Source organism: Allobosea sp. Root381 (genome assembly GCF_001429395.1).
GTDB lineage: Bacteria > Pseudomonadota > Alphaproteobacteria > Rhizobiales > Beijerinckiaceae > Allobosea.
Map to the genome: position 1 here is coordinate 703559 of NZ_LMJT01000001.1, position 25367 is coordinate 728925.

Consider the following 25367-nt stretch of genomic DNA (forward strand, 5'->3'; position numbering starts at 1 on the left):
CCTCAAGCTTGCCACCGCCGGCTAAAGCATCGCGCGGGAGGGCGAAATCCGCATTTGGGATGACGCCGCGCCGTTCTCAGCCCGAAGCCGGCAGGAGGTTCTCCAACGCCTCGATCCGGTCAGCCTCGCGCGGCGGCTTGTCCCAGCGGATGCGGCTTATCCGGGGGAAGCGCATGGCAAGGCCGGATTTGTGCCGCGTCGAGCGCTGCAGCCCCTCGAAGGCGACCTCGAAGACGAGGCCGGTTTCCGCCTCGTGCCTCACCTCCCGCACCGGGCCGAAGCGGTTCAGCGTGTGCTTGCGGACATAGCGGTCGAGCTCGACCAGTTCCTCGTCTGTAAAGCCGAAATAGGCCTTTCCGACCGGCACGAGCTCATCGGCGCCCTCCTCGCCGGTCCGCCACACGCCGAAGGTGAAGTCCGAATAGAAGGACGAGCGCTTGCCGTGGCCGCGCTGGGCATACATCAGCACGCAATCGACGAGCCGCGCCTCGCGCTTCCACTTCCACCAATGCCCTTTCGGACGACCCGGCAGATAAGGCGATTCGAGGCGCTTGATCATGCAGCCCTCGACCGCTTCCGCGTCGCTGCCGGCGCCCGCGGCGGCCGGATCGGCCCGGGCTGCCGCAAGCTCGTCCCAATTCGCGAAGGCGATCGGCGGCGAGAGATCGACGATCGGGCTCGCGAGTTTCGCGACGAAGCCCTCGAGGCGCAGGCGACGCTCCGACAGCGGCAGGTCGCGCAGATCCTCCTCGCCGTCGATCAGCAGGTCGTAGGCGCGGATATGGGCCGGGTATTCGACCAGCATCTTCGCCGTCACGCTCTTGCGGTTGAGGCGCTGCTGGAGGGTGTTGAAGCTCTGCACCGTCTCGTCGCGGCGCACGAGAAGCTCGCCGTCGAGGGCGCCGTCCAGCGTCAGCGCCTCGACCACGTCGGGGAAGGAGGCGGCGATGTCCTCGCCGGTGCGGGAAAACAGCCGGGTGACGCGGGTGCCGTCGGGGCGTGTTCCGCTGACGGCCTGGACGCGGATGCCGTCCCATTTCCACTCGGCCTGGAACGCGGCCGGCTCCATCCGCGCGAAATCGCCCTCCTCGACGGGGTGCGAGAGCATGACCGGCCGAAACGGCGCGGGGTCGGTGGCTTCGGGCCGCGGCCCGCGCCCTTCAAGCCAGGCGAAGAGCGCGACATAGGGCGGCTCCAGCCCGTGCCAGACATGCTCGACCTCGTCGGCCGAGACGCCGCCGAGGCTCGCCGCCGCGGTCTTGGCGAGGCGGGCCGAGACGCCGATCCTGAGCGAGCCGGTGATCAGCTTGAGCAGGGCCCAGCGCCCGGTCTCGTCGAGCGCATCGAGCCATGACGAGACGAGACGCGGCAGGTCGGTCTTGCCGGCATTGCGCAGCCCGTCGACCACGTCGGGCAGATGCGGCACCTGGTTGGCGCCGTGCCGTGCCGGCCACATCAGCGCGACGGTTTCCGAGAGATCGCCGACATAGTCGTAGGAAAGCGCGAACAGCACCGGATCGGTGCGCTCGGCGATCAAAGCGCGGATCAGGCCGGGCTTGGCATTGGGGAAGGCGAGCCCGCCCGTCATCGCCGCAAGCGCCAGCCCGCGGTCGGGATCGGGCGTCGTGCGCAGATAATCGGCGATCAGGGCGAGCTTGGCGTTGCGGCGCGGCTCATAGGCCAGCCGATCGAGCAGCCAGGCGAAGCGGTTCATGCCGTGGCCCTCCGGACACACTCCCGAAGATCGGGCGTATCGCAGCGCATCGTTCAGCGACCGTTCATGCGGAAAACCTTACCGGCAAAGTCATACACGGGGGGACCCTCGCCGATGCGTGCCGCAATTCGGTTGCTTGCCTTGCCTGTCATCGCCGCTGCGCTTTCGGTCGGGGCCGCCCAGGCAGCGGGCTTCTCCTGCCGCGAGACGCCGATCATCCGCTCGAACGCGACGCTGGCCTCGCTGTCCACCAAGGTCGCGCAAGGCCAGCAGCTGTCGATTCTGGCGATCGGCTCCTCCTCGACCGAGGGCGTCGGTGCCAGCGCCAAGGACAAGACCTACCCCGCCCGCCTGCAGGCCCTGCTCGGCAGGAGCTGGCCGAAATCGCAGATCGAGATCGTCAATGCCGGCATCGGCGGTGAAACCGCGCCGCAGACGCTGCTGCGGCTGAAGACAGCGCTCGCCCAACGTTCCTTCGACCTGGTGATCTGGCAGGTCGGCACCAACGATGCCGTCAGGGGCGGCGATCTCGACGCCTTCAAGGCGATGGTCGCGGACGGAATCGCGACCGTGCGCGAAGCCGGTCCGGCCCTGGCCATCCTCGACCCGCAGTTCTTCCCGACGGTGCGTGAGCCGCAGCGCTACGGCACCTATGTCGAGACGATCGGCGAGATCGCGCGGCGGGAGGCGGTGCCGGTCTTCGGCCGCTATGCCGCGATGCGCGAATGGCATCAGTTCGACGCCGAGGCCTTCAAGGCCGCGCTCTCGACCGACGGCTTCCATATGAGCGATGCCGGCTATGACTGCCTCGCCCGCGACATGGCCAACGCCATGGCCGGCATGGCCTCGCCGGCCCGCCCGGTGGTCGCCGCATCGCGCTGATCCAGAACTAGACGGCCGCATCGGCGGCCTCCTCGACAGGCTCGGCCTCGCCCTCGTCGCCATAGCCGACGAGATGGAGCGGCTTGGCCTTGAGTCCGGCCGTGCCGCACCAGTGCACCAGCGCCTCGGCCTCGCCATGCGTGACCCAGATCTCGCCGGCGCCCGTCTCGCGGATGGTCGCCTGGAGATCGTCCCAATCGGCATGATCCGAGATCACCAGCGGCAGCTCGACGCCCTTCTGCCGCGCCCGCGCCCTGATCCGCATCCAGCCCGAGGCGAAGGCCGTGACGGGGTCGGGGAACCGGCGCGCCCAGAGGTCCTGGGCGGCGCTGGGCGGACAGATCACGATCTCGCCGCCAAGCGCCTTGCGATCCGTGCGCGCGACCGGCCTGATCTCACCGAGCGCGATGCCTTCCTTCTCGTAGAAGCCGGTGATCTTCTCGACCGCGCCGTGGATGTAGAGCGGCTGCTCGTAACCGGCCTCGCGGATCAGCGCCATGACGCGCTGCGCCTTGCCGAGCGAATAGGCGCCGACGATATGGCTGCGTTCCGGAAAGAGCCTGACCGATTCCAGCAGCTTGGCGACCTCGCCAGCGGCCGGCGGATGGCGGAACACCGGCAGGCCGAAGGTCGCCTCGGTGATGAAGATATCGCAGGCCACCGGCTCGAAGCCGGCGCAGGTCGGGTCGCGCTCGCGCTTGTAGTCGCCCGAGGCGACAATGCGCAGGCCGCGGCTCTCCACGACGATCTGGGCCGAACCAAGCACATGGCCGGCCGGCACGAAGCGGAAATCGACCTCGCCGATGCGGATCGTCTCGCCGGGTACCGCCACCTGCTGCGCCTCGGTGAAGCCCTCGCCATAGCGCAGCGCCATGATCGCGAGGGTTTCGCGCGTCGCCAGAACGGAGCCGTGGCCGGAGCGGGCATGGTCGGAATGGCCGTGGGTGATCAGCGCGCGGGCCACCGGCCTGACGGGGTCGATATAGATGTCGGCCGGCGGGCAATAGAGCCCGGCCGGCATCGGCACCAGAAGTTCGGAGGGGCGCCAGCGGGCGCTTTGTCTGGCCAGCGTCATAGTCCTCGGTTATGCCCACGAGCATGATCGAAAAGGGCTCTCCCTCGCATTTCGCCAGCTCCGGCGACCCGACGCTCGACCGCCGCTATGTCTGGGCCGAAGCCGCCCTGAAGGATGGAGACGCCCAGGCCTGCATCGAGATCCTCGACCAGACGCTGACCGAGGCCTACGGCTTCACCGCCGCCTGGCATCTCTACGGGCTGGCGCAGGAAGCGCTCGGCCACAACGAGGAGGCCGCCACGGCCTGGCGGCAATGCCTCGACCTCGACCCGAATGACCATTTCGGAGCCAGGCTCGATCTGGCGCGCATCGGCGCGCTGCCGGCAGAGCAGGCGACTTCCGAGAACTTCTCCGGCGCCCTGTTCGACGCCTATGCCGACCGCTTCGACAGCCATCTGACGCAAACCCTGCACTACAGTGCCCCTGCCTTGCTGAAGGCGGCGCTGGTCCGCTGTTGCAGCAACGCGGGCCGGCCGTTCCGGTTCGATATCGTCTACGATCTCGGCTGCGGTACCGGGCTGATGGGCGAAGCGATCCACGAGCAGAGCGGCTTCATCGCCGGCTGCGATCTCTCGCCACGCATGATCGAGCGAGCGCGGACCAAGTTGGCCCCGGACGGCACGCCGCTCTACGACAAGCTTGCTGTCGCCGGATTGACCGGCTTCCTCACCAGCCGGCCAGACGCGTCCGCCGATCTCGTCGTCGCGGCCGACGTCTTCGTCTATCTCGGCGAGCTTGCGCCCTGCTTCGCCCAGAGTGCGCGCGTGCTGGAGCCCGGCGGCCTGTTCGCCTTCACGGTGCAGAGCCATGAGGGCGAGGGCGTCGTCGTCGGTCAGGATCGGCGGTTCGCGCATGCGGAGGGTTGGCTACGGGAGAGGCTGGTGGAAGCCGGGCTGACCCCGATACTCGTCGAGCCCGCCAGCACGCGTCAGGATCGCGGCGCTCCGGTGCCGGGGCTGCTGGTCGTCGCGGAGCGGCGCTGACGGCAGCCTCTCAGCCGCGCCGGGCCTTCTCGATCGCGGCGACGTCGATCTTGCCCATCTCCATCATCGCGGTGAAGGCGCGCTTCGCCTCCTCGCCGCCCGCAGCCATCGCCTCGGTCAGCACACGCGGCGTGATCTGCCAGGACAGGCCCCATCGGTCCTTGCACCAGCCGCAGGCGCTTTCCGTCCCGCCATTGCCGACGATCGCGTTCCAGTAGCGGTCGGTTTCCTCCTGGTCGTCGGTCGCGATCTGGAAGGAGAAGGCCTCGTCGGGCTTGAAGACAGGCCCGCCATTGAGGCCGATGCAGGGGATGCCCGCGACCGTGAACTCCACCGTCAGCACATCGCCGGCCTTACCGGAGGGATAGTCGGTCGGCGCCCGATGGACGGCGCCCATGGCGCTGTCCGGAAAGGTCTCGACATAGAAGCGGGCGGCGGCCTCGGCATCCTTGTCGTACCAGAGGCAGATCGTGTTCTTGGCAATCGCCATGACGGGATCCTTCTTCTGCTGGAGCAGGTTCGGCCCGTCGAATTGTTGAATTCGACGGGCCATCGGGATGGTGCACACCTCAAGGAATGCGACAAGCGGCAGCACGTTCCGCAGCACATCTTGCCGAGAGCTGGCGGCAGGGTCAGCCTCCCGACGCGCTGCATTCCCCTTTCGTTCCCCCATCTCCCGCCCTATCTTCGGCCGGCATGGCCGCCCCCTCCCCGCTCCCGCCCGCTTTCGACGCCTGGTTTTCAAGCCGCGGCTGGAGCGTGCGGCCGCACCAGCTCGCCTTGCTGAAGGAGGCGCGTGCCGGCCGTTCGACGCTGCTCGTCGCACCGACCGGCGCCGGCAAGACGCTCGCCGGCTTCCTGCCCTCGCTGGTGGAGCTTGCCGAGCGTGGTCGCGGAGATGAAGGCGGCCTGCACACGCTCTATATCTCGCCGCTGAAAGCGCTTGCGGTCGACATCGCCCGCAACCTCGAGGCGCCGGTGCGCGAGATGGCGCTGCCGATCAGCATCGAGACCCGCACCGGCGACACCTCCGCCGCCAAGCGCGCGCGCCAGATCCAGCGCCCGCCGGACATCCTGCTGACGACGCCGGAGCAGCTGGCGCTGCTGGTCTCGCATCGCGACGCCGCGCCGTTCTTCGCCTCGCTCCGCCGCATCGTGCTGGACGAACTGCACGCGCTCGTCACATCCAAGCGCGGCGACCTGCTCGCGCTCGATCTCGCCCGGCTGAAGACGCTGGCGCCGCAGGTCTCCGCCGTCGGCCTCTCCGCCACCGTGCGCGAGCCCGCCGACCTGCAGCTCTATCTCGGCGGCGCCACGACCCCGGCAGGCCTCGTCACCGTGGCGGGCGGCGCGAAGCCGCGCATCGGAATCCTGGACACCGCGCGAAAACTGCCGATCGCCGGCCATACGACCCTGCATGCGATGGCCGAGGTCTATGAGGCGATCCGCAGCCACAAGCTGACCCTCGTCTTCGTCAACACCCGCATGCAGGCGGAATTCGCCTTCCAGGCCCTGTGGAACCTCAACGACGACAACCTGCCGATCGCGCTGCATCACGGCTCGCTCGATGCCCAGCAGCGCCGCAAGGTCGAGGCCGCGATGGCGGAGGGACGGCTCAAGGCGGTGGTCTGCACCGCGACGCTCGATCTCGGCATCGACTGGGGCGATGTCGATCTCGTCGTCAATCTCGGCGCGCCCAAGGGCGCAAGCCGGCTGATCCAGCGCATCGGCCGCTCGAACCACCGCATGGACGAGCCCTCGGAGGCGCTGCTCGTCCCCTCCAACCGCTTCGAGCTGCTGGAATGCCGCGCCGCGCTGGAAGCGGTGCACGAGGCCGCGCAGGACACCCCGCCACCCCGCCTGGGAGCGCTCGACGTCCTCGCCCAGCATGTCCTCGGCGTCGCCTGCTCGGACGGCTTCGAGGCCGATGCTCTCTACGAGGAAGTCCGCACCGCCTCGCCCTACGCCGAGCTCGCCCGCGAGGATTTCGACGCGGTCGTGAATTTCGTCGCGACCGGCGGCTATGCGCTGAAGAGCTATGAGCGCTTCGCCAAGCTCCGGCAGGACAAGGCCGGTCTCTGGCGCGCCAGCCATGCCCGCGTGATCCAGCAATACCGCATGAATGTCGGCACCATCGTCGAGGCTGCGATGCTGAAGGTCAGGCTCGGCCGGGCGCGTGCCGGCAAGGCGGGACAGCCGGGTATAATCACCCGGGGCGGACGCATCCTCGGCGAGATCGAGGAGTATTTCGCCGAGACCATGGTCGCCGGAGACACCTTCATCTTCGCCGGCGAGGTGCTGCGCTTCGAAGGGATCGTCGAGAACGAGGCGGTCTGCTCGCGCGCCGCCGCCGGCACCGACCCGAAGATCCCCTCCTATGACGGCGGCAAGTTCCCGCTCTCGACCTTCCTCGCCGCCCGCGTGCGCGCCATGCTGGCCTCGCCCGACCTCTGGCACACCCTGCCCGAGGAGGTTTCCTCCTGGCTGCACGCACAGAAGCTGAAATCGCGCCTGCCCAAACCCGGCGAACTGCTGGTCGAAACCTTCCCGCGCGGCGGGCGCTTCTTCCTCGTCGCCTACCCTTTCGAGGGCCGCCTCGCTCATCAGACGCTCGGCATGTTGCTCACGCGCCGGCTGGAGCGAGCGCGGATGCGTCCGCTCGGCTTCGTCTGCAACGATTACGGCATGGCCTGCTGGGCGCTCGGCGACATAACCGCCGCGATCGCGCGCGGCGCGCTCGATCTCGACGAATTGTTCGCGCAGGACATGCTGGGCGACGATCTCGAGGCATGGATGGCGGAATCGGCGCTGATGAAGCGCACTTTCCGCTCCTGCGCGATCATCGGTGGGCTGATCGAGCGGCGCTTTCCGGGCCAGGAGAAGAGCGGCCGGCAGGTGACGATCTCGACCGATCTGGTCTACGACGTGCTGCGCCGGCACGAGCCGGACCACATCCTGCTCAAGGCGGCACGGGCCGATGCGGCGACGGGCCTGCTCGACATTCGCCGGCTCGGTGAGATGCTGACACGGATCAGCGGGCGAATCGTGCATCAGCCGCTCGACCATGTCTCGCCGCTCGGCGTCTCGGTGATGCTCGAGATCGGGCGCGAGGCGGTCTATGGCGAGGCGGCGGACGAGATCCTGGCGGAGGCGGAAGCGATGCTGACGGAAGAGGCGATGGCGTGAACGTAGCGGCGACCGTGGCCGTATCGCGAATCGCGCCGGCCTTCATGCTGGGGCGGCTCGCGGCCCTGCCCGACATCTCCGGCGCGCTGTGGCTGCCGGACGAGCGCACGCTCGTCGTCGCCGACCTGCACCTGGAGAAGGGTTCGGCCTATGCCGCGCGCGGAGTCTTCCTGCCGCCCTATGATTCCGCCGCGACGCTGGCCACGCTTGCAGCCGCGATCGCACGCCACGCCCCCGCCCGCATCATCGCGCTCGGCGACAGTTTTCATGACGGCGGGGCGGAAACCCGCATCAATGCCGCCGATCTCGCCGCGCTGCGTCGGCTGCAGGCCGGCCGCGACTGGCTCTGGGTAACGGGCAACCACGATCCGCAGATCAGCGGGACCATGGGCGGGGACACAGCGGCCACGATCATGCTGTCCGGTGTCACGCTGCGGCACGAGCCGGATGCCGCCGAGAAGGGCTTCGAGATCGCCGGCCATCTCCACCCCGCCGCCAAGGTGAGGATGCGCGGGCGGGCGCTGCGCCGGCGCAGCTTCGCGATCTCCGGGCGGCGCTGCGTCATGCCGGCGATGGGCGCCTATGCGGGCGGGCTCAACCTGCGCGACGCGGCCTTCCGCCCCCTGCTGGGCGTAGGCTTCAGCGCCCATATGCTCGGCGATGCCCGGCTTTTCCGCATCGATCCACGCCTTCTCCTGCCCGATTGAGCCGGCCCAAGCCCGCCAACACGCGGCCGACAGGCCTGCCGCCAGGCGACCGACGGCGCCCCGCGCACATCACTGTCGATATCACTGTCATAACCGCGACGAGACGGGTTGCTTCTGCGCAGGGCTTGTGGCATCAGGACGCCGCTTCGGAACGACGCCCGCGCTGACCTCGCCTATGGCGACCGCCAGACACCATGGCCGATCGATCCTGCTGCGGTAGCTCAGTGGTAGAGCACTCCATTGGTAATGGAGAGGTCGAGAGTTCAATCCTCTCTCGCAGCACCAGCACCCAACGTTGACAACGTTGAACTTTCTGATTTCTTTGAGGTTTTCCGGCCCCCGGTGGTACATGGGGGTGGTACCTTTGAGCCTCAAAATGCCTGAGCCTTGGCCCCATCCGAAAACCGGCACCTTCTACTGCCGGATCATCGTTCCAGCCGACCTTGCCGCTAAAGCGAGAGGCGAACGGATCAGCGTTCCGGTGTCGGGGAAGCTGCACCCGATCAAGATCGGCACCCACGCGAAGGTTAGCCTTGGCACGAAAGACCGGCCCGAAGCCAAGCGGCGCTTCGTCGAGGCCCACGACGCCATCGAGAAATTTTGGCTCACCTTGAGGAATGGCCCTAGAACCTTGTCGTCCATGGAGCGACAGGCTCTTGCCGGGGAGGTTCATCGGGAAATCAATGCCCGTCATGAGCATGAGCCGGGCAAGCCGGAGCAGTGGCAGGATTTCGCCGGGGCAATGGACGTAGCACTCGAGCTGGACCACGACCGTGAGGCCCGCATCAAACTGCTGGACATGTTGGTCGGGGACTTCGTTGACGAGGCGCTTTCAAAGCGCGGGTGGCGGATCACCGACGAAAGCCACGATGAACTGCTAGAGGATATCGGTCTCGCCGTCCGCGACGCATTCAAGCACGTTGAGGCGATGGCGCACCGCGACTATTCGATGCGCCGCTACCCCCGTCTGGACGCGCCTGAGGTGGCCCCTGCTAAGCCTCAAGATCCGATCACGTTCAAGTCGATCATTGACGATGAGCATGCCGCACGCACCCGTGGAACGGGCGGCAAGATCGTGAGAGAGAAGACGTTTACGAAATTCCGGCGCGAGGCGGCGAGTTTCACCAACCATCGTGGCAATGAGGACGCTCTCGACGTCACCCACGATGAAATTTCGAGCTGGGTGCACGATCTTCAAGACCAAGGCGATTGCCCGCGACGCGTTGCAACGCGTCGAGGAGGCAGGTGACATGCCGGCGCTAGTGAACGTCCGGTCGTCGCTTGAGGAAGCCCTAGGCGTCCGGTTTGAAGCCGAGAAGGGGGATCACTTCTTTCGTTCCACCCTTGTGCAAACGCTGTTCTATGGCGTGTTCTCCGCATGGGTGCTTTGGGCCCGCGAGGTGCCACGGTCTTCGCCTAGGTTTGATTGGCGGGCAGCGGTTTGGCACCTGACCGTGCCCTTCATCCGCACACTTTTCCAGCAGATGGCGAGCCCGATGCACTTGCAGCCCCTTCGACTTGTCGAAGTGCTGGATTGGACCGCTGCTACTTTGAACCGGGTCGACACCGGGGAATTCTTCAAGCGCTTCAACGACGCCGATGCGGTGCAGTTTTTCTATGAGCCTTTCCTCGAAGCGTTCGACCCCGAACTGAGGAAGGAACTTGGAGTCTGGTACACGCCGAACGAAGTAGTGAAGTACATGGTCGCGCGGGTCGATATGGCACTGCGCGAGGATTTGGGCATTGATGACGGTCTGGCGTCCGATCGAGTGTACGTGCTGGACCCATGCTGCGGCACAGGCGCGTTCCTTGCGGCCGTGCTCAAGCGGATCAGCACCACGTTGGACGGTAAGGCGCTGGGCGGGTTGAAGGGGCAGAAGGTCAAGCAAGCAGCGCTAAATCGCGTTTTTGGCTTCGAGATCATGCCCGCGCCTTTTGTCGTGGCGCATCTTCAGGTTGGCCTCACTCTTCGCGAGATGGGCGTCTCGCTTGATGCCGGTACCGAACGCGCGGGGGTGTTTCTCACCAACGCGCTGACGGGGTGGGAGCCGCATGTCTCGAAGCCGCTGCCCTTCCCCGAACTGGAACAAGAGCGCGCAGCCGCCGATAAAGTGAAGCAGGATTCGCCGATTCTCGTGATCATCGGGAACCCACCGTACAACGGGTTCGCGGGCGTCACCGAAGGCCCCGAAGAGCGCGCGCTGACCAACGCCTACAAAAATCCCAAGAAGGTGCGCAGACCCGAGGGACAAGGGCTCAATGACCCGTATGTTCGCTTCTTCCGCATGGCCGAGCGGCGTATCGTCCAGAAGCTGACGGTAGAGAAAAAGGACCTCTTGTCGGACGATATGCGCTTTCACTATGGGGATGCCGGCGAAGGCGTCGTCTGCCTCATTACAAATTCAGAATGGTTGGACGGTCTCTCGCATCCTGCAATGCGTGAGCGGTACCTCGAAGCATTCGACATCGTGCGTATCGATAATCTGAACGGAGACAGTCGGAAGACTGGCAAGAAAACGCCCGACGGCGCACCCGATCCATCCATCTTTTCCACTGAGCATAATCGCGAAGGGATCCGAAAAGGCACCGCGATTTCGACGCTGGTTCGGAAACAAGATCATCAATCTATCAACAGCATAGAGTATAGAGACCTTTGGGGCACTAAAAAACGTAAAGAATTATTAGATAGCTCTGAAGTAAAATCAGCTCTTCTCTATCAGAAAATTACACCGATATTGGAATTAGGACTACCCTTCATTGCGGCATCTGCAGGTATGGGTTATTTTGATTGGACATCCCTACCCGACCTCTTCCCGACTTCCTTTCCCGGCGTGAAGACCAGCCGCGACGAATTTCTTGTCGATATCGACGAAAATGCACTAGCCCGTCGCATCGCCGACTATTTCAACCCGAAGATAAGCAATGACGATGTTCAGAAGCGTTACCCTCAGGTAATGGCCAGCTCGGATCGGTTCGATCCCATTGCGACGCGCGCGAGATTGCAACAGCGCGGCGTGGAGCCGGGGCACATCAGGCGTTATGTCTACCGTCCTTTCGATGTGCGCTGGCTTTATTGGGAGCCGGAAACCAAGCTGCTCGATGAAAAGCGTGCAGAGTATTTGCCCCACGTTTCGGAAGGAAATCTTGCGTTATCAACTCAGCAAAAGCCGCGTAGCGATTGGCAATCCTCTCAGATTACGGGGCCGATCGCATGTCTCGACCTAATTGACCGGGGCTCGACCAATTTCCCGTTGTTCGTTAAGGATGCGCAATCTGGTAGCCTGACGCCCAATACCCCACGTGGAGTCCATAAGTTCCTCAAGGATCGAGGACAGCAACCGCAGGCAGCGTTTTACGCTGCGATAGCCCTGTTGCATTCCCCAGCTTATCGAGCGGACAACGAGGGCGCATTGCGCATGGACTGGCCTCGCGTGCCAATCCCTGGCATGGCGGAAACGCTCAAGCTATCGGCTGATCTCGGCGAGACATTGGCGACGCTTCTCAACCCCGAGACGCCAGCGCCCGGCGTTTCGATAGGGACGTTGCGGATCGGCTTACGTGTGCTTGGCGTCGCGACGAAGCGAGGCGATGCAGCGATTGAAGCCGCTGACCTCGCGCTAACGGCCGGCTGGGGCTCGGTCCAAAATGCCGGCGGGGGCTCAATCGTCATGCCCGGTCGCGGCCTAACCCTCCTGCGGGACTACACGCCCGAGGAACGCGCCGCGCTCGAAGCAGAAGCCATGCAGCAGGGGATGCCCTTCGATACCCTGCTCGGGCTTATCGGGGGCAAGACCTATGACGTGCTTCTCAACACTGACGTTTATTGGGCCAATGTCCCCGAGAAGGTTTGGGACTATACGCTTGGCGGCTATCAGGTCATCAAGAAATGGCTGAGCTACCGCGAGCAATCCGTTCTTGGCCGCCCGCTCAAGCTTGACGAAGCGCTTTACGTTTCCGAGACGGTGCGCCGAATTGCGGCGATTCTCACGATGGGTCCGGCGTTGGACGCTAGCTATCTCGCCTGCGCTGCCGATGCTCAGACATACGAGGCGTTGGACCTTTCGCGCGATGCCGCGCGCGAACGCAGGACCGCCAAGACTAAGAAGCGAGGCATCTCCCAGAAACTGACGCCCGCGATGATAGCCAACCGGGAAGAGGCAAGGAAGGCCGCCCGCGACGCAAAGGCGAAGCGGAAGAAGCGCGAGATGCCGGAGAGCGCATGAGCGATGTGTTGGCTGCCATCGGTGATGCGGATGCGATCCTGACCATCAGGATTGATACAAATGACCCCGTTGAGCTTCGTGATTTCATCGAAAGCCTACAAACCTTCGAAGAACAGTTTCGGCGGCACTATGAGCGCACGCATGCTGAAACGGACGATGAAGAAGCGAAGCTGATCGTCAAGACAGTCCGCTCTGGCTCCATTATCGTCGATGTTGTCGCGGTCCTTGCCCCCATCGTTTCCGACATGGAGCGGGTCAAGACGATCGTCGACTTTGTCGATATGGTTCGAGCCAAGATTAGTCCTTGGCTCGCGCCGGGCGGACGCAACCCAGACGCTTCATTGAAAGACCTGCAAGGTTTCTATCGGGCGGTCACCGCCATTGCCAAGGATCCATCCGGATCGTTGGAGATGAAGGCACGCTATGTACGCCGCGACGGCTCCGGTGAAGAGGTGCGAAGCGAATTTGCAGTGAGCACGCATCAGGCACGGATTGTTCGAGACAATATCGCAGCTGAGCAAATCGAGCGCCAAGCCCCCTCCCAAAGCGAATACAAGCAAGTTGTGATGTCACTACATCAGGCTAGTCTAGACGCGGCTCGCGCCGGACGGGCGGCGGGTGAGAAAGGTATCATTGGGACCATCAGCGAGCGACCGCTCAAGCTGGTCTATGCATCCGAATTGGCAGGCCAGCGCATCAAATCCGAACTACGCGAGGACGATAATCCGCTGAAGAAGGCGTTTGTCGTCGATGTGAACGTCGAGACTGTCCGGGGAAGCCCACACGCCTATCGCATTACGAACGTCTACAGCGTCGATCCTGTCGATTGACCAAAAAGCTGGTATTGCCACTGATACCTGCAAGAGGTACATAGGATCGAAATTTCGGGCTGAAAAACCCTTTATAATCAGATGGAAAGGCTGAGATTGAGGGATTTCAATCCTCTCTCGCAGCACCAGCCCCAAGCGCTGAAATCATAGCGTTATCCGGCGCCATAAGGCGCTTTTGCGAAATGGCGTAGCCTTGAAAGGGGTTCGAGCGCATATTTCCTGATGCTGGGTGGCATCTCACAAGGGAGGGAGCCGTGAAACCAGTCACCAGGTGTTTGTTTGTTGTTGCCGGAATATTCGCTGGAGGAGCAGCATCCGCGCAGGACTTCAAAACACAAGCGGCGGCGGCCGCGGCCCAGCGGGACGCAGCCTTCAATGCCAGTGACGCCACCAAACTCTCGAAAGCCTACACCCGCGACGCCGTGATCCTGCCCGCCGGCGGCCAGCCGGTCACCGGCCAGGAGGGAGCCGCGCAACTGTTCGGGGGCTTCATCAAGGGAGGCGTCAAGGACCACAGGATCACGGTCCAGGGCGGCAATGGAGAGGGCAACGAGGGCTATGCCTATGGGCGCTGGCAAGCCGATGCCGGCGGAAAGAAGCTGGCCGGCCATTGGGTCAATGTCCTCAAGCGGGAGGACGGCCAGTGGCGCACAGCCCTCCACACCTGGAACCTCGATCAGTAGCACTGCCCCCGAGTGCGGCGATTTACGACAAGGCCCGCCGGTGCAGGCCGGCGGGTCATCGACGCATTACCCTCGGGCGGCTCGGATTTCCGGAAACGGCTGCCAGTGTAGCGACGGATTGGCGCAAAACGGGCTGTTCCAGCTGCCGCGCAGAATGAAGTCCGTCTTGCTGAATGAGATCAGACACATTTTCTTCTCCCATTGGCCGTTTGCGTCGCGCCTCTGGGCGCGAACACAAACCAGGCGCTCGGAGCTGTTGGGATCCTGGACCGTCCACGAGATTTCGGCATCGTGAATGGAGCTGGGATCATTTCACACATCCGACGCGCCGGACACGATCCGGGCTTTCCAGCCGGGCGGCACCGGACTTTGCCCCGTGATTGGTGTCGCTGCCGTCAGGGAGACACATCCGGTAAGCGCTGAAGCCAACCCAAGCAACATGATCGACTGACGCACCATCACGGACCGCCCGATTCGGACGAAAAAGCCTGAATTCTCTGCCATTTGCCGGCGAACGGGCCGATCACTCTAGCGGCTGATTGCGGGGCACAGCGCAGCCCAGATATTTCCGTAGGACCTTGCATAATCGACGAGATGGACGCCATCGAACAGCTCCGTCCCCTCAGGAAACGGATCGACAAAGCGGCACCCTTGCTTGCGGCATGTGTTTTCCAGGACGGTCGAGAAGCGCAACGCTGTCTCACGCGAAAAGCCGCTGGCGCGCTTGGGATCGAGCGGCGGGACAGGTGTTACGATGACGTTTTCGGTCTGCTCCGCCGCCCTTTTCAGGAGCGCCTCGACCGTGCGCTGGTAGGTTGCAACCGCCTCGTCCGGATCGCCGATACGGCGGATTTGCGCATCATTCGTGCCGATCGTCAGGATCATTGCACGCGGCGGGCGCGGCAGGGTCAGGGTCGCGAAAAAGCGAGAATAGGACTGGGCCGTCGCCCCCGCGAGACCCGCGTTCACAACGGGGAGATTGCACCCCATCGGCGTGAACCAGCTTTCGGCATGGGAGTCTCCCATCAAAAGAATGTAGTCACCGGGAAGCTGCCGCAGATGGGCGCCAACGATTTGCGAGCGGGCCTCATGATAAGAGCTGGCGCTCGATTTCGCGGACCCGTTCACCCTGCTGAAGCCAGCGCCGGCAGCGGCGGCAAGCAGCAATGCCGACACAATCAGTAAAGAGCGCTTCATCGAACGTTACCGAACGGAATCGCCGAGGATGTCTCGCTTCCACCTGGCGCGCCCATGCTCGATGCTCGGCAATAGGCAACAAAACCAATGACCGGCAGCAGCACGACCAGTGCAGCTGCAGTCAAGCCAATAACCGTCATGCCAGGAGCCCCCGCCCCAGATTTGCGCGCCTGTATTCAGTTTTTGTCGGCGCAACCGGAGCTTATAGGCTTGAGCTACGTCAGGTTCAATTCCATTTGCGCCGAAATGCCGCCGCACTGAAGGCAGGGCAGCCGGATATAAGCTGCTGAGAAGACCGGCGTGGAGCGCCGATGCGGGGAACATGCGTCCGCGCCAGCGCTGATCGAACCTGGCTTATCGGAGGCGGCAGGCCCGCTATTTGCCCTCGACGAGCTGGCAGACATCGATTCTTGAGGATTCGGCCGCTTGCGCAGCGGCACAGGCATCCGCTGGAACACGAAGCGCGCCGAACTTGATCTGGAACGCCCGAGCGTATTTGTCTTCGGAGAAGCAGACCCGGATCGCACCATCATTGCGAGGCACCGACACAACCCGATAGGGAATTTCCCACTGGCGAAGCCAGACCTCCATCGCACCGAGCCTCGACAAGGATTCTTCGCCCTCGACCAGGACCAGCACATGGTACGACCATGGCCGCGCGCGCGCACCCGACATCCATCCGTCCCCCCCGGGGCACGAAACCTAACCCTTGGTTAGCCGTCACACAAGCGGGAGCTTCGCCCTTCAAGCGACCTATTCAGGGATGCGTGGCGATGTGTCCTACACGCACCATGATGGGACGCTCCGAGGGCTTTGCCCGCTCCAATATCCTCCGACAGATCCGGCGGTTCAGCGTCGTTCGGGTGCGCTCCTCAACGCGCCGGCTCGCGATCTCGGCTCATGGCAGCCGCGATCGCCTGGTCGAGTTCGTTCTGCCAGAACGGTTTGGCCAACCGCTTCACCGTGGCGGGCAGGCCCGCTGGCAGCTGGGCATAGCCGGTCGCAAGGATGATCGGCAGAGCGGGCCGGCGGTTGATCAGCTCGCCGACGAGTTCGGCGCCGGTCATGCCCGGCATTGCATGATCGGTGATGACCAGATCCACGCTGGCGTCGAAGATCGCGAGTGCCTCCTTGCCGGATTGGGCCTCGATGACCTGATGCCCCAGATCCTCCAGCAGGGCGACCGTGTTCATCAGCACCAGACCGTCGTCGTCCACGGCGAGGATCTTGAGCGTTCGTGCCGTCGCCTCCGGCGCGGCGGCAGCAGCTTCGGGGTGGCCTGCCCTCGGCTCGCTCGCCGGCAGCCAGAGATGCGCCGCGGTGCCCTGGCCCGGGCTGCTTTCGAGCTGTAGCCGGCCACCATGCTGCTCGGCCGTTCCGAGCACCATGGAAAGCCCCAGCCCCGTGCCCTTGCCTACACCTTTGGTGGTGAAGAAGGGCTCGACGGCCTTGGCCAGCGTATCGGTGGCCATGCCTGCGCCGGTATCGATCACCGACAGGTACAGATAATCGCCGGCCGCGAGACCGTCCGGTCCTTCCGCCGGAACCGTCCGCTCCTCGGCCCGGATCGTGATGGTGCCCCCGGCCGGCATGGCGTCGCGTGCATTGACGACCAGGTTGAGGATCGCGAGCTCGAGCTGGTTGAGGTCGACGAATGCCGGCAGGAGGCCGTCGGGAATGGCGATGTCGAGCTGGATCTCCGGCCCGAGCGAGCGATCCAGCAACGGCCGCATCCCGGAGACCGCCTCCAGCAGCTCCACCGGACGCGGCTGGATTTCCTGCTTGCGCGCGAAGGAGAGCATTCTCTGGGTCAGGGTGACCCCGCGCGTCGCTCCCTCCAGCGCATTGTCGATCAGGCGCTGCTGGCGGTCATCCGTCACCTGCTTCCTCAGCAGTTGCAGGCTCCCGATCACCGCGGTCAGCAGATTGTTGAAATCATGGGCGACGCCGCCGGTGAGCTGGCCGAGCGACTCGAGCTTCTGCGACTGGTAGAGCGCCTCGCTCGCAGCGGCGAGCGCCCGTTCGGCCTCCTTGCTCGCCGTCATGTCGCGGGTAATCTTCGCAAAACCGATGATCGTGCCGCCATCGTCGCGGATCGGATCGATGACCACGGCGGCCCAGAAGCGCTTTCCGCCCTTGGCCACCCGCCACCCTTCAGTCACGAAGCTGCCGGCAGAGCGGGCGATGTCCAGGGCCCGCGCCGGCAGGCCGCCCTCCCTGTCCTCTTCGGTGTAGAATATCGAGAAGTGCCGGCCGACGATTTCCTCGGGGAGATAGCCCTTGATCCTCTCTGCGCCGGCATTCCAGTTTGAGACGATCCCCTGCTCGTCAAGCATGAAGATGGCGTAGTCGGTGACGCCTTGCACCAGCAGCCGGAACGATTGCTCGCTGCGGCGCAGCGCATCCTCCCGCTGCTTGCGCTCGGTCAGGTCGCGCGTGATCTTGGCATAGCCCAGGAGATTACCCGTCACCGGATGCAGGACCGGGTCGATGATGACATGCGCCCAGAAGCGGGTGCCATCCTTGCGGACCCGCCAGCCCTCGCTTTCGAAACGGCCTTGGGTACGGGCCTTCTGGAGGGCGTGCGCAGGCAGGCCGACGGCCTGGTCCTCGGGGGTGTAGAAATCGGAGAAGGGGCGCCCGATGATCTCCTGGTCGTCATACCCCTTGAAGCGCCGTGCCCCGGCGTTCCAGCTTGCGACACGGCCGTCAGTATCGATCATGTAGATCGCGTAATCCGTCACCGCCTCGACGAGCAGGCGATAGCGTTCGTTGACATCCAGCTCTTCCACCGCCGTGTTCCCCAGCCCCGGTCTTTCGGGCCAGCGCATCAACGCTGGAGAGGCGCCCGGGTTCCTTGCCGCCACAACGAATTGCGATCTCGCGGAGAACCGCCTCGGCGATAACGCGGGCACCTCGCAGAGCCAAGCGATGTCTATCTCGGACGGGGCGGATCGTCGTAATCTGAGGGGATTCGAGGCCGCACCGGCGCGAGCCCGGCTTGAGGAGAAGCGCTGCATGACGACGATCGATCTCAACGCGGACCTCGCCGAGGGGTTCGGCGCCTATCGCTGCGGCGACGACGACGCGATGCTCTCGATCGTGACCTCCGCGAACATCGCCTGCGGCCTGCATGCGGGCGACCCTGAGATCATGGCCCATGCCTTCACGGTCGCGCGCGAACGCGGCGTGGCGGTCGGCGCGCATCCGGGCTTTCCGGACCTCTGGGGCTTCGGCCGCAGGCGGATTCCGTTCTCGGCCGGCGAGATCGAACGCCTCGTCGCCTACCAGATCGGCGCGGCGGCGGCGCTGGCCGCCTATTCCGGCCACCGCATCACCTATGTCAAACCGCATGGCGCGCTGGGCAACATCTCCTGCGAAGAGCGCCCCGTGGCGGACGCGATCGCGCGCGCCATCAAGGCTGTCGACCCCGGCCTGTCCTTTCTCGCGACCGCACTCACCGCCCAGGTCGCCGCCGGCGAGGCCGCCGGCCTGCGGGTGCATCAGGAGGTCTTCGCGGATCGCGGCTATACCGAGGAAGGCCTTCTCGTCGCGCGCAGCCTTCCGGGCGCCATGATCAGCGATCCGCAGGAGGCGGCGGACCGCGTCGTCGCCATGGTGTCGGAGGGTGCGATCATTACCCTCTCGGGACGGCGCCTGCCGACGCCGATCCGCTCGATCTGCGTCCATGGCGATTCGAGCCACGCCGTTGCCACCGCCCGCCGGGTCCGTTCCGCGCTGGAAGAGGCGGGCGTCAAGGTCGCCTCCTTCGGATGAACGGCGCGCCGGCCACGCCTCCGCTCTTCCTCGACGCCGGCGAGGCGGCGCTGGTGGTCGAGTTCGGCCGCACGGTCGATGCGGATATCAGCGACCGGGTGCTCGCCCTCGATGCCGCGCTGGCGGCGGCCGCGCCGGAGGGCTTGCGCGAGCTGGTCCCGACCTATCGCTCGCTGATGATCCACTACGATCCGCTGCAGCTCGACCGCGCAAAGCTCATCGCGCTGGTCGAGCAGCACCTGCACGCGCCGGTGGCCCGCAAGACCGCCGCCGCGCTCTGGACGGTGCCCTGCTGCTACGAGCTACCGCATGGCGAAGACCTCGCCGAGATGGCCGGGCTGCTCGGACTCCCGGCGGCGGAGGCGGCGCGGCTGCATGCCGCGGCGCGCTACCGCGTCTACATGTACGGCTTCTCGCCGGGCTTCACCTATCTCGGCGGCCTGCCCGAGGCGCTGGCGATCTCGCGCCGGACCAAGCCGCGCCCGCCGCATGACAGCAAGGCGATCCTGGTCGGCGGAGGCTTGAGCGCGATCGCGAGCTTTCCCATGCCGACCGGCTGGTATGTCGTCGGCCGCACGCCCGAGCGTCTCTATGCGCCCGATCGCGCCAGCGCCTTTCTGTTCGAGCCCGGCGACAGCCTGCGTTTCGAGCCGATCGATACGGCGACCTTCGCGGCGCTTGAGGCGCGGGCGGAGAGCGGCGAGATCGTCGCCCGCAGGCAGACGCCATGACGGCGATGCTGCGCATTGTTTCTGCCGGCCCCGGTTCGACCGTCCAGGATGGCGGGCGCCACGGCTATCTGCGCTACGGCGTGACCGGCGCCGGGCCGATGGACCCTTTTGCCCATGCGCTGGCAAACCGGGCGCTTGGCAATGCTCCCGGCAGCGCCGCCATCGAGGTCTCGCTGGCCGGCATGGAGGTTTCGGCCGAGGACGGCCCTGTCACCGTCTCGATCGCCGGCGGGGCCTTCCAGGTGACGCTGGACGGGCAGGCCATGCCGTCGGCGGCGGTCATGCGACTGGAACCGGGCGGGAAACTGAAGCTGCGGGCCGGGGCCGCCGGCATGTGGAGCTATCTCGCCATCGCCGGCGGATTCGAGCTGCCGCAGGTGCTGGGCTCCAGCGCGACGCATACACGCACCGGGATGGGCGGCCTCGACGGGCGCATGCTGCAGCCCGGCGACCGGCTTGCGATCGGTGCGGCGGCCGGGGAGATCGCAACCGGGCGCATCGTCGCGCCGCTGCTGGAGCGGCCGGCCGAGACGATCCGTGTCCTGCTCGGCCCGCAGGACGACTACTTCTCGGCGGACCAGATCGCGGTCTTCCTGGCCGGACCCTGGACGATCTCGCCGCGCGGTGACCGCATGGCCTGCTTCCTGGAAGGGCCTCGGCTCAGCCACCAGCTCGGCTTCAACATCCCGTCCGACGGCGTCGCGATGGGCGCGATCCAGGTTCCGGGCGAAGGACTACCGATCGTGCTGATGGCCGACCGCCAATCGACCGGCGGCTATCCCAAGATCGCGACGGTGATCGGTGCCGATCTCGGACGGCTGGCCCAGGCACGACCGGGGACGCGCCTCGCCTTCAGGGCCGTCTCCCATGCCGAGGCGGTCCAGGCGCGGGCAGCCGAGCAGGGCTTCCTCTCCCGTGAGATCACGATCGAGCCGCTGATACGCAACCGGTTCAGCTCCGAGTTCCTGTTCGGGCTGAACCTGGTCGATGGCTGGGTGGACGCGCGGGCGCGGGAATGACGGGCCTCAGCCCGCCTCCTCGACGAAGGTGGCGACGAAGCGGACGAGCTCGCTCTGGCGGGCGGTTCCGGTCTTGGCGAAGAGGCGCTGGAGATGCGTGCGCGCCGTGGTGCGGGCGATGCCGAGCTTCTTGGCGGCGACCACCGTATCAAGCCCCTTGACAATCAGGCCGAGCATGCGCGCCTCGGTCGGTGTCAGCCCGCAGGCATCCGCAACCTGCTCGACATTGCGATCAAGCGAGCGCTGCGGATCGTCGACCGTCAGCACGAACAGGTCCATGCCGGCGCCGCCGAGATGGACGATATCGATCACGATCTGGCGGCCGCAGCGCATCGACAGCGGCAGGCGCATCTCCTCCGGCGCGGCGCCGGCGCAGCGGCGCTTGAGCCAGGTCTGGAGGCGGGCCCCGAAGAGCTTGTCGGCGCAGACGAAGCGGCCTCCCGCTCCGAGGCCCTCCCGCGCCAGGGCCGCAGCGCCCTGATTGCTGAAATGCACCCGCAGGTCGGCGTCGATAATGAAAAGCGGCTTGGCGCCGCGCCCCGCATCCTCGGCTTCGGGCTGGGAATGGCGCGGCGGGAGGGGGACATAGCCCGTCGCGGGGGAGAGGGAGAAGATCATGGACATACGCAGATGTTCCCCGAGCTCGATTGTCTTCGCGGTATCCTGGCAGCCGTTTCCGGGTATGACAGGCGGAAGAGTTCCGTCCCCCTTTCGTCGCGTCAGGGTGGCCGGAGGTTCAACGAGCGGGGCTGTTCTCTCGCGTAACGGTAACCCAGCGCCGGATGAGGTCCGTTAGAAACCTGCCCTCATCCTGGACAAGCGGCGAAGCCGCGCACCTCCGGGATCGGTCACAGGGCAGGCCATGACCGATCCTGGGACGCCCTCAGGTCGCCCAGGATGACGGCGTGCTTCCACGAAGAATCATCAAGCTTCAGGCGACGAGGCTGCGCCGCGCGCGCTGCCAGGCCGCGGGGGTCTCGCCGACGACCTTGCGGAACACGCGCGTGAAATGGGCCTGGTCGGAGAAGCCGGTCTCGACGGCGATCTGGGTCAGCGAATGCTCGCCCGCGGCCAGCATGTCCTGCCCTCGCCTGATCCGCGCCTGCAGCTGGAACTGATGCGGCGGCAGGCCGGTCGCCGCTTTGAAGGCGTGGCTGAAGTGGGATTGGGAGATGTCCACCAGCGCAGCGAGATCCTGAAGCCGGATGTTGGTGCCGCAATGGGCAGAGATGTAATCCGTCACGCGACGCAACTGCCCTGGTGTCAGCGACGAACGCTTGCGCGGCTGGGCGCGACGGACCTGGAAGAGCTCGATCAGCAGCGCCAGCGCGAGGCTGTCGCCATAGAGATCATGCCGGGCATCGGAGGCGGCGCATTCGGCGGCGATCATGTGCGCCAGCGCCATGATGCGCTCGTTCTCGAACATGATACGGGGCTGCGCCAGCAGGGCGACGTCGAGGCGCTCCGAGAGACGCTCGGCGATCAGCTCCGGGTTGAAATGCAGGTCCAGATGCCTGATCCGCAGGCTCTCATTCGTCTGCCCCCAGACCGGGACCTCTGCCGGCAGATAGCTGATCGAGCCCGGCCGTGACGGGCTCGCTTTGCCCCGCAGCCGGTCGAGCCGCGTCTCGAATTCGCCCCCGACCCTATCCAGGACGATGAAGAGACGCGGATCCGCCGAGACATATTCCCCGCGCGCGTCCCGGTCGCACTGAGCGCACCAGAGATCGGCGACGATCCCGTTGAACACGCGGCATTTCAGCGGATCGAGGACCGACACGCCTTCTCGCACAGACTTCATCCGCGGCTGGAACGACATTGACATTTCCCGACCTGGCGCCGGCGAGCGGCCAAAATACAACTATGCCACATGAATTAGCGGGTCGACACCCAGGAATATTCAATACACAACAGAAACGATCAATCCGCCCGATGGATTAGCTGTTACGGAGAAACAGCTTCGAGCGCAGCTTGTTTTGAACCATTCTAAATCAGAATAGATCAACATTGCCGCCTTTATTTGGGACGGAATCTAAAAATGAACTACCTTAGATCAAAGAAAATCAGATCTATTCTTGCATCAGCCGTTTCGCTCGCCGCCCTGACGTGCGGCCCTGCCGCCTTCGCGCAGGCTCCCGCGGCGCCGGGCGGGACCGTCCAGCTCGATGCGGTCGTCGTCGAAGGCCAGGCCGAGACGGCGACTGGACCGGTGAACGGCTATGTTCCCCAGCGCACGGCCACCGGCTCGAAGACGAACACGCCGATTACCGCGATCCCGCAATCGGTCTCCGTGATCGGCCGGCAGGAGATCGAGGACCGCAACGCGCAGAAGGTCGACGAGGTGCTGCGCTATACCTCTGGCGTGACGGCCCAGCCCTTCGGGCCGGACCCGGACACCGACTGGATCTTCATTCGCGGCTTCCAGGCGACGCAGAGCGGCGTCTTCCTCGACGGGCTGTCGAACTACGCCTTCGGCTTCGGCGGCTTCCAGATCGACCCGTTCCAGCTTGAGCGCGTCGAGGTGCTGAAGGGCCCCTCCTCGGTGCTCTATGGCGGCGGCAACCCCGGCGGCATCGTCAACCTCGTCAGCAAGCGGCCAAACGGCAAGAATTTCGGGCTGGTCGAAGCCGGAATCACCCAGTTCGGCAACGCCTATACCAATGTCGACATCGGCGTCAGCGACAAGCAAGGCGTCTGGAGCACGCGCCTCACCGGGCGCCTCAGCGGCGGCGACCAGTACACCGACGTGTCCCGCGATTTTCGCGGCTTCATCCTGCCGCAGATCGCCTACCAGCCGACCGGGGCGACCCGTTTCACCGCCTATGGCTATTATCAGGCGCTCGACCAGATTCATGCCGGCGGCGGCTTCCTGCCCTATGTCGGCACGGTCGTCGACGCGCCCTTCGGCAAGATCCGCCGCAAGGCCTTTCTCGGCGAGCCAGACATCGACAGCCAGAAGCGCACCCAGACGATGCTGGGCTACGAGTTCCAGCACCAGTTCGACAATGGCTGGAGCTTCAGCCAGAACGCCCGCTACGGCCGGATGAGGGGCTCGCAGCTCGGCCCCTACGGCTTCGGCTATGCCGGGCCGGACGCTCCCTTCGGCGACCGGTTCCAGCCGCTGGCCCCTGACTACCAGCTTTACCGCATCGGCTTCCAGGAGCGCACCGCGGTCAACACCTTCCTGATCGACAACCGGCTCGAGCGAAGCTTCCGGACCGGAGCACTCGGCCATTCGCTGCTGCTCGGCGCCGACTACAAGTACTTCAACATCGACCACACCCAGGCCTCGGGCGGCGCCACGCCGATCAGCGTCACCAACCCGGTCTTCAGCGCGCCGCAGGGCCCGGCCTCGGTCTATCTCGACCAGGACCTGAGCCACAATCAGATGGGGCTCTACCTGCAGGACCAGATCCGCTTCGGCGATGGCTGGCTGGTCACGCTCAACGGCCGCTACGACTATGTGAAGAAGAAGTCCGTCAGCGCGCCGGGGCTGCTGTTCTCGCCAAGCTACAGCAAGAACGAAGCCGCCTTCTCGGGCCGCGCCGGCCTGGCCTATGAGTTCGCCAATGGGCTGACGCCCTATGTCAGCGCCGCGACCTTCTTCAACCCGGTCTTCGACGCCGTCCCCAATCTTGCGGGCGGCCCGGCGACGCCGTTCAAGCCGGAGGAAGGCTATCAGTACGAGGCCGGCCTGAAGTACAAGCCGGCCTTCATGGATGCGCTGTTCACGGCGTCGGTGTTCCACCTCGTCAAGCAGAACGTGGTCAACCCGGCTCCGACGGTGCTCAACCCCTTCGGCCAGCAGCAGCTCGGCGAAGTCACCTCGACCGGCGTCGAATTCGAGGCGAAGGCCAACCTCACCGAGAACCTCAAGGTGCTGGCGAGCTTCACCGCCTTCGACCTGGAGACGACGAAGGACACGCGGCCCGCCTATGTCGGCAAGACGCCGCAGATCGTGCCCGAAGTCACCGCGTCGGGCTGGCTCGACTACACCTTCACGGAGGGGCCGCTGAAGGGCGTCGGGCTTGGAGCCGGCGTGCGCTATGTCGGAAGCTCCTGGGTCGACAACGAGAACACGCTGAAGGTCCCCGCCGTCACGCTGGTCGATGCCGCCATCCGCTACAAGATCGGCGACTGGGGCGTCGCGGTGAACGTCTCGAACCTGTTCGACAAGACCTACGTCAAGAGCTGCCAGGGCTATTCGAGCTGCGGCTATGGCGATGCCCGCACCGTGACGCTGTCGGCCAACTACAAATGGTAGCAGGCCGGCCTGTCCGGCCCTATGTCGAGGCCGTGGCGCGAGCCACGGCCTTTTCGTCTCACGAAGCGCGGCTCCGCATGACCAACCGCATCCCCT

20 protein-coding genes and 1 tRNA gene are annotated in these 25367 nt (G+C 65.2%); 13 read left to right on the forward strand and 8 right to left on the reverse strand.

What is annotated here, in order from left to right; all coding sequences use genetic code 11:
* Window positions 1–76 precede the first annotated feature (76 nt).
* On the reverse strand, window positions 77–1714 hold the full coding sequence (locus ASE63_RS03275; protein ID WP_056796287.1) for a cisplatin damage response ATP-dependent DNA ligase: 1638 nt from the start codon (window positions 1712–1714) through the stop codon (window positions 77–79).
* 114 nt (window positions 1715–1828) lie between these two features.
* Here ASE63_RS03275 and ASE63_RS03280 point away from each other — a divergent pair, with 114 nt between their 5' ends.
* Entirely contained in the window at window positions 1829–2596 is a 768-nt protein-coding gene (locus ASE63_RS03280; RefSeq protein WP_162261705.1) for an SGNH/GDSL hydrolase family protein, read from the forward strand.
* A 7-nt stretch (window positions 2597–2603) separates the two neighbouring features.
* On the opposite strand, the gene ASE63_RS03285 is transcribed toward ASE63_RS03280, so the two are convergent.
* Window positions 2604–3617 carry a ligase-associated DNA damage response exonuclease gene (locus tag ASE63_RS03285; protein ID WP_056796676.1) on the reverse strand — a complete coding sequence of 338 codons (1014 nt, stop codon included), beginning with the start codon at window positions 3615–3617 and terminating at the stop codon, window positions 2604–2606.
* A 77-nt stretch (window positions 3618–3694) separates the two neighbouring features.
* On the opposite strand from ASE63_RS03285, the gene ASE63_RS03290 reads away from it, so the two are divergent.
* Entirely contained in the window at window positions 3695–4654 is a 960-nt protein-coding gene (locus ASE63_RS03290) for a methyltransferase domain-containing protein (RefSeq protein ID WP_056796678.1), read from the forward strand.
* Between the two features lie 10 nt (window positions 4655–4664).
* Here ASE63_RS03290 and ASE63_RS03295 read toward each other — a convergent pair whose 3' ends face one another.
* Window positions 4665–5144, reverse strand: coding sequence for a VOC family protein (locus ASE63_RS03295; protein WP_056796681.1), 480 nt, complete (start codon window positions 5142–5144; stop codon window positions 4665–4667).
* A gap of 206 nt (window positions 5145–5350) precedes the next feature.
* Here ASE63_RS03295 and ASE63_RS03300 point away from each other — a divergent pair, with 206 nt between their 5' ends.
* The 7 genes from ASE63_RS03300 (at window position 5351) to ASE63_RS26365 (ending at window position 14283) form a co-directional block, all read left to right on the forward strand.
* On the forward strand, window positions 5351–7840 hold the full coding sequence (locus ASE63_RS03300; RefSeq protein ID WP_056796295.1) for a ligase-associated DNA damage response DEXH box helicase: 2490 nt from the start codon (window positions 5351–5353) through the stop codon (window positions 7838–7840).
* Window positions 7837–8547, forward strand: a complete 711-nt coding sequence (gene pdeM, locus ASE63_RS03305) for a ligase-associated DNA damage response endonuclease PdeM (protein ID WP_244491253.1) — start codon at window positions 7837–7839, stop codon at window positions 8545–8547. Before ASE63_RS03300 ends, pdeM begins: the two co-directional genes overlap by 4 nt.
* Window positions 8548–8757: 210 nt before the next feature.
* Window positions 8758–8832: transfer RNA gene (locus tag ASE63_RS03310), tRNA-Thr, on the forward strand.
* Window positions 8833–8923: 91 nt separating this feature from the next.
* The gene (locus tag ASE63_RS26360; RefSeq protein WP_156410156.1) at window positions 8924–9796 is read left to right on the forward strand and encodes a DUF6538 domain-containing protein; all 873 of its coding nucleotides are present in this window, start codon (window positions 8924–8926) and stop codon (window positions 9794–9796) included.
* Window positions 9714–12770 carry a type ISP restriction/modification enzyme gene (locus tag ASE63_RS03315; RefSeq protein ID WP_162261706.1) on the forward strand — a complete coding sequence of 1019 codons (3057 nt, stop codon included), beginning with the start codon at window positions 9714–9716 and terminating at the stop codon, window positions 12768–12770. Before ASE63_RS26360 ends, ASE63_RS03315 begins: the two co-directional genes overlap by 83 nt.
* Complete coding sequence (locus ASE63_RS03320; RefSeq protein WP_056796310.1) at window positions 12767–13600, forward strand: hypothetical protein; 834 nt, start codon at window positions 12767–12769, stop codon at window positions 13598–13600. The genes ASE63_RS03315 and ASE63_RS03320 overlap by 4 nt, the downstream gene beginning before the upstream one ends.
* A 254-nt stretch (window positions 13601–13854) precedes the next feature.
* Window positions 13855–14283 (forward strand): DUF4440 domain-containing protein, encoded by a 429-nt coding sequence (locus tag ASE63_RS26365; RefSeq protein WP_162261707.1) that lies wholly within the window; start codon window positions 13855–13857, stop codon window positions 14281–14283.
* Between the two features lie 528 nt (window positions 14284–14811).
* Here ASE63_RS26365 and ASE63_RS03330 read toward each other — a convergent pair.
* The 3 genes from ASE63_RS03330 to ASE63_RS03340 form a co-directional block, all read right to left on the reverse strand.
* On the reverse strand, window positions 14812–15480 hold the full coding sequence (locus tag ASE63_RS03330) for an SGNH/GDSL hydrolase family protein (protein WP_082609598.1): 669 nt from the start codon (window positions 15478–15480) through the stop codon (window positions 14812–14814).
* 375 nt (window positions 15481–15855) lie between these two features.
* Window positions 15856–16155: a hypothetical protein gene (locus tag ASE63_RS03335; protein WP_156410157.1), complete on the reverse strand. Its 300-nt coding sequence runs from the start codon at window positions 16153–16155 to the stop codon at window positions 15856–15858.
* A gap of 197 nt (window positions 16156–16352) precedes the next feature.
* Complete coding sequence (locus ASE63_RS03340) at window positions 16353–18272, reverse strand: PAS domain-containing sensor histidine kinase (RefSeq protein ID WP_056796323.1); 1920 nt, start codon at window positions 18270–18272, stop codon at window positions 16353–16355.
* 226 nt (window positions 18273–18498) lie between these two features.
* Here ASE63_RS03340 and ASE63_RS03345 point away from each other — a divergent pair, with 226 nt between their 5' ends.
* Genes ASE63_RS03345 through ASE63_RS03355 form a run of 3 tightly spaced genes read left to right on the forward strand, consistent with a single transcriptional unit; the run spans window position 18499 to window position 21007 of the window.
* A complete protein-coding gene (locus tag ASE63_RS03345; RefSeq protein WP_056796326.1) occupies window positions 18499–19257 on the forward strand; it encodes a 5-oxoprolinase subunit PxpA in 759 nt (252 codons plus the stop codon).
* Window positions 19254–19988 (forward strand): carboxyltransferase domain-containing protein, encoded by a 735-nt coding sequence (locus ASE63_RS03350; protein ID WP_056796329.1) that lies wholly within the window; start codon window positions 19254–19256, stop codon window positions 19986–19988. Before ASE63_RS03345 ends, ASE63_RS03350 begins: the two co-directional genes overlap by 4 nt.
* Window positions 19985–21007 (forward strand): biotin-dependent carboxyltransferase family protein, encoded by a 1023-nt coding sequence (locus ASE63_RS03355; RefSeq protein WP_056796332.1) that lies wholly within the window; start codon window positions 19985–19987, stop codon window positions 21005–21007. Before ASE63_RS03350 ends, ASE63_RS03355 begins: the two co-directional genes overlap by 4 nt.
* Window positions 21008–21013: 6 nt before the next feature.
* On the opposite strand, the gene ASE63_RS03360 is transcribed toward ASE63_RS03355, so the two are convergent.
* The gene (locus ASE63_RS03360) at window positions 21014–21631 is read right to left on the reverse strand and encodes a helix-turn-helix transcriptional regulator (protein ID WP_056796336.1); all 618 of its coding nucleotides are present in this window, start codon (window positions 21629–21631) and stop codon (window positions 21014–21016) included.
* A 307-nt stretch (window positions 21632–21938) separates the two neighbouring features.
* Window positions 21939–22787, reverse strand: a complete 849-nt coding sequence (locus tag ASE63_RS03365) for an AraC family transcriptional regulator (protein WP_244491254.1) — start codon at window positions 22785–22787, stop codon at window positions 21939–21941.
* Window positions 22788–23045: 258 nt separating this feature from the next.
* Here ASE63_RS03365 and ASE63_RS03370 point away from each other — a divergent pair, with 258 nt between their 5' ends.
* Window positions 23046–25271 (forward strand): TonB-dependent siderophore receptor, encoded by a 2226-nt coding sequence (locus ASE63_RS03370; protein WP_056796342.1) that lies wholly within the window; start codon window positions 23046–23048, stop codon window positions 25269–25271.
* Window positions 25272–25367 lie beyond the last annotated feature (96 nt).

Coding starts and splice junctions, on each gene's coding strand:
- ASE63_RS03275 (WP_056796287.1), bottom strand. CDS start 1,714: ATGAACCGCTTCGCCTGGCTGCTCGATCGGCTGGCCTATGAGCCGCGC.
- ASE63_RS03280 (WP_162261705.1), top strand. CDS start 1,829: ATGCGTGCCGCAATTCGGTTGCTTGCCTTGCCTGTCATCGCCGCTGCG.
- ASE63_RS03285 (WP_056796676.1), bottom strand. CDS start 3,617: ATGCCGGCCGGGCTCTATTGCCCGCCGGCCGACATCTATATCGACCCC.
- ASE63_RS03290 (WP_056796678.1), top strand. CDS start 3,695: ATGATCGAAAAGGGCTCTCCCTCGCATTTCGCCAGCTCCGGCGACCCG.
- ASE63_RS03295 (WP_056796681.1), bottom strand. CDS start 5,144: ATGGCGATTGCCAAGAACACGATCTGCCTCTGGTACGACAAGGATGCC.
- ASE63_RS03300 (WP_056796295.1), top strand. CDS start 5,351: ATGGCCGCCCCCTCCCCGCTCCCGCCCGCTTTCGACGCCTGGTTTTCA.
- ASE63_RS26360 (WP_156410156.1), top strand. CDS start 8,924: ATGCCTGAGCCTTGGCCCCATCCGAAAACCGGCACCTTCTACTGCCGG.
- ASE63_RS03315 (WP_162261706.1), top strand. CDS start 9,714: ATGAAATTTCGAGCTGGGTGCACGATCTTCAAGACCAAGGCGATTGCC.
- ASE63_RS03320 (WP_056796310.1), top strand. CDS start 12,767: ATGAGCGATGTGTTGGCTGCCATCGGTGATGCGGATGCGATCCTGACC.
- ASE63_RS03330 (WP_082609598.1), bottom strand. CDS start 15,480: ATGAAGCGCTCTTTACTGATTGTGTCGGCATTGCTGCTTGCCGCCGCT.
- ASE63_RS03335 (WP_156410157.1), bottom strand. CDS start 16,155: ATGTCGGGTGCGCGCGCGCGGCCATGGTCGTACCATGTGCTGGTCCTG.
- ASE63_RS03345 (WP_056796326.1), top strand. CDS start 18,499: ATGACGACGATCGATCTCAACGCGGACCTCGCCGAGGGGTTCGGCGCC.
- ASE63_RS03350 (WP_056796329.1), top strand. CDS start 19,254: ATGAACGGCGCGCCGGCCACGCCTCCGCTCTTCCTCGACGCCGGCGAG.
- ASE63_RS03355 (WP_056796332.1), top strand. CDS start 19,985: ATGACGGCGATGCTGCGCATTGTTTCTGCCGGCCCCGGTTCGACCGTC.
- ASE63_RS03360 (WP_056796336.1), bottom strand. CDS start 21,631: ATGTCCATGATCTTCTCCCTCTCCCCCGCGACGGGCTATGTCCCCCTC.
- ASE63_RS03370 (WP_056796342.1), top strand. CDS start 23,046: ATGAACTACCTTAGATCAAAGAAAATCAGATCTATTCTTGCATCAGCC.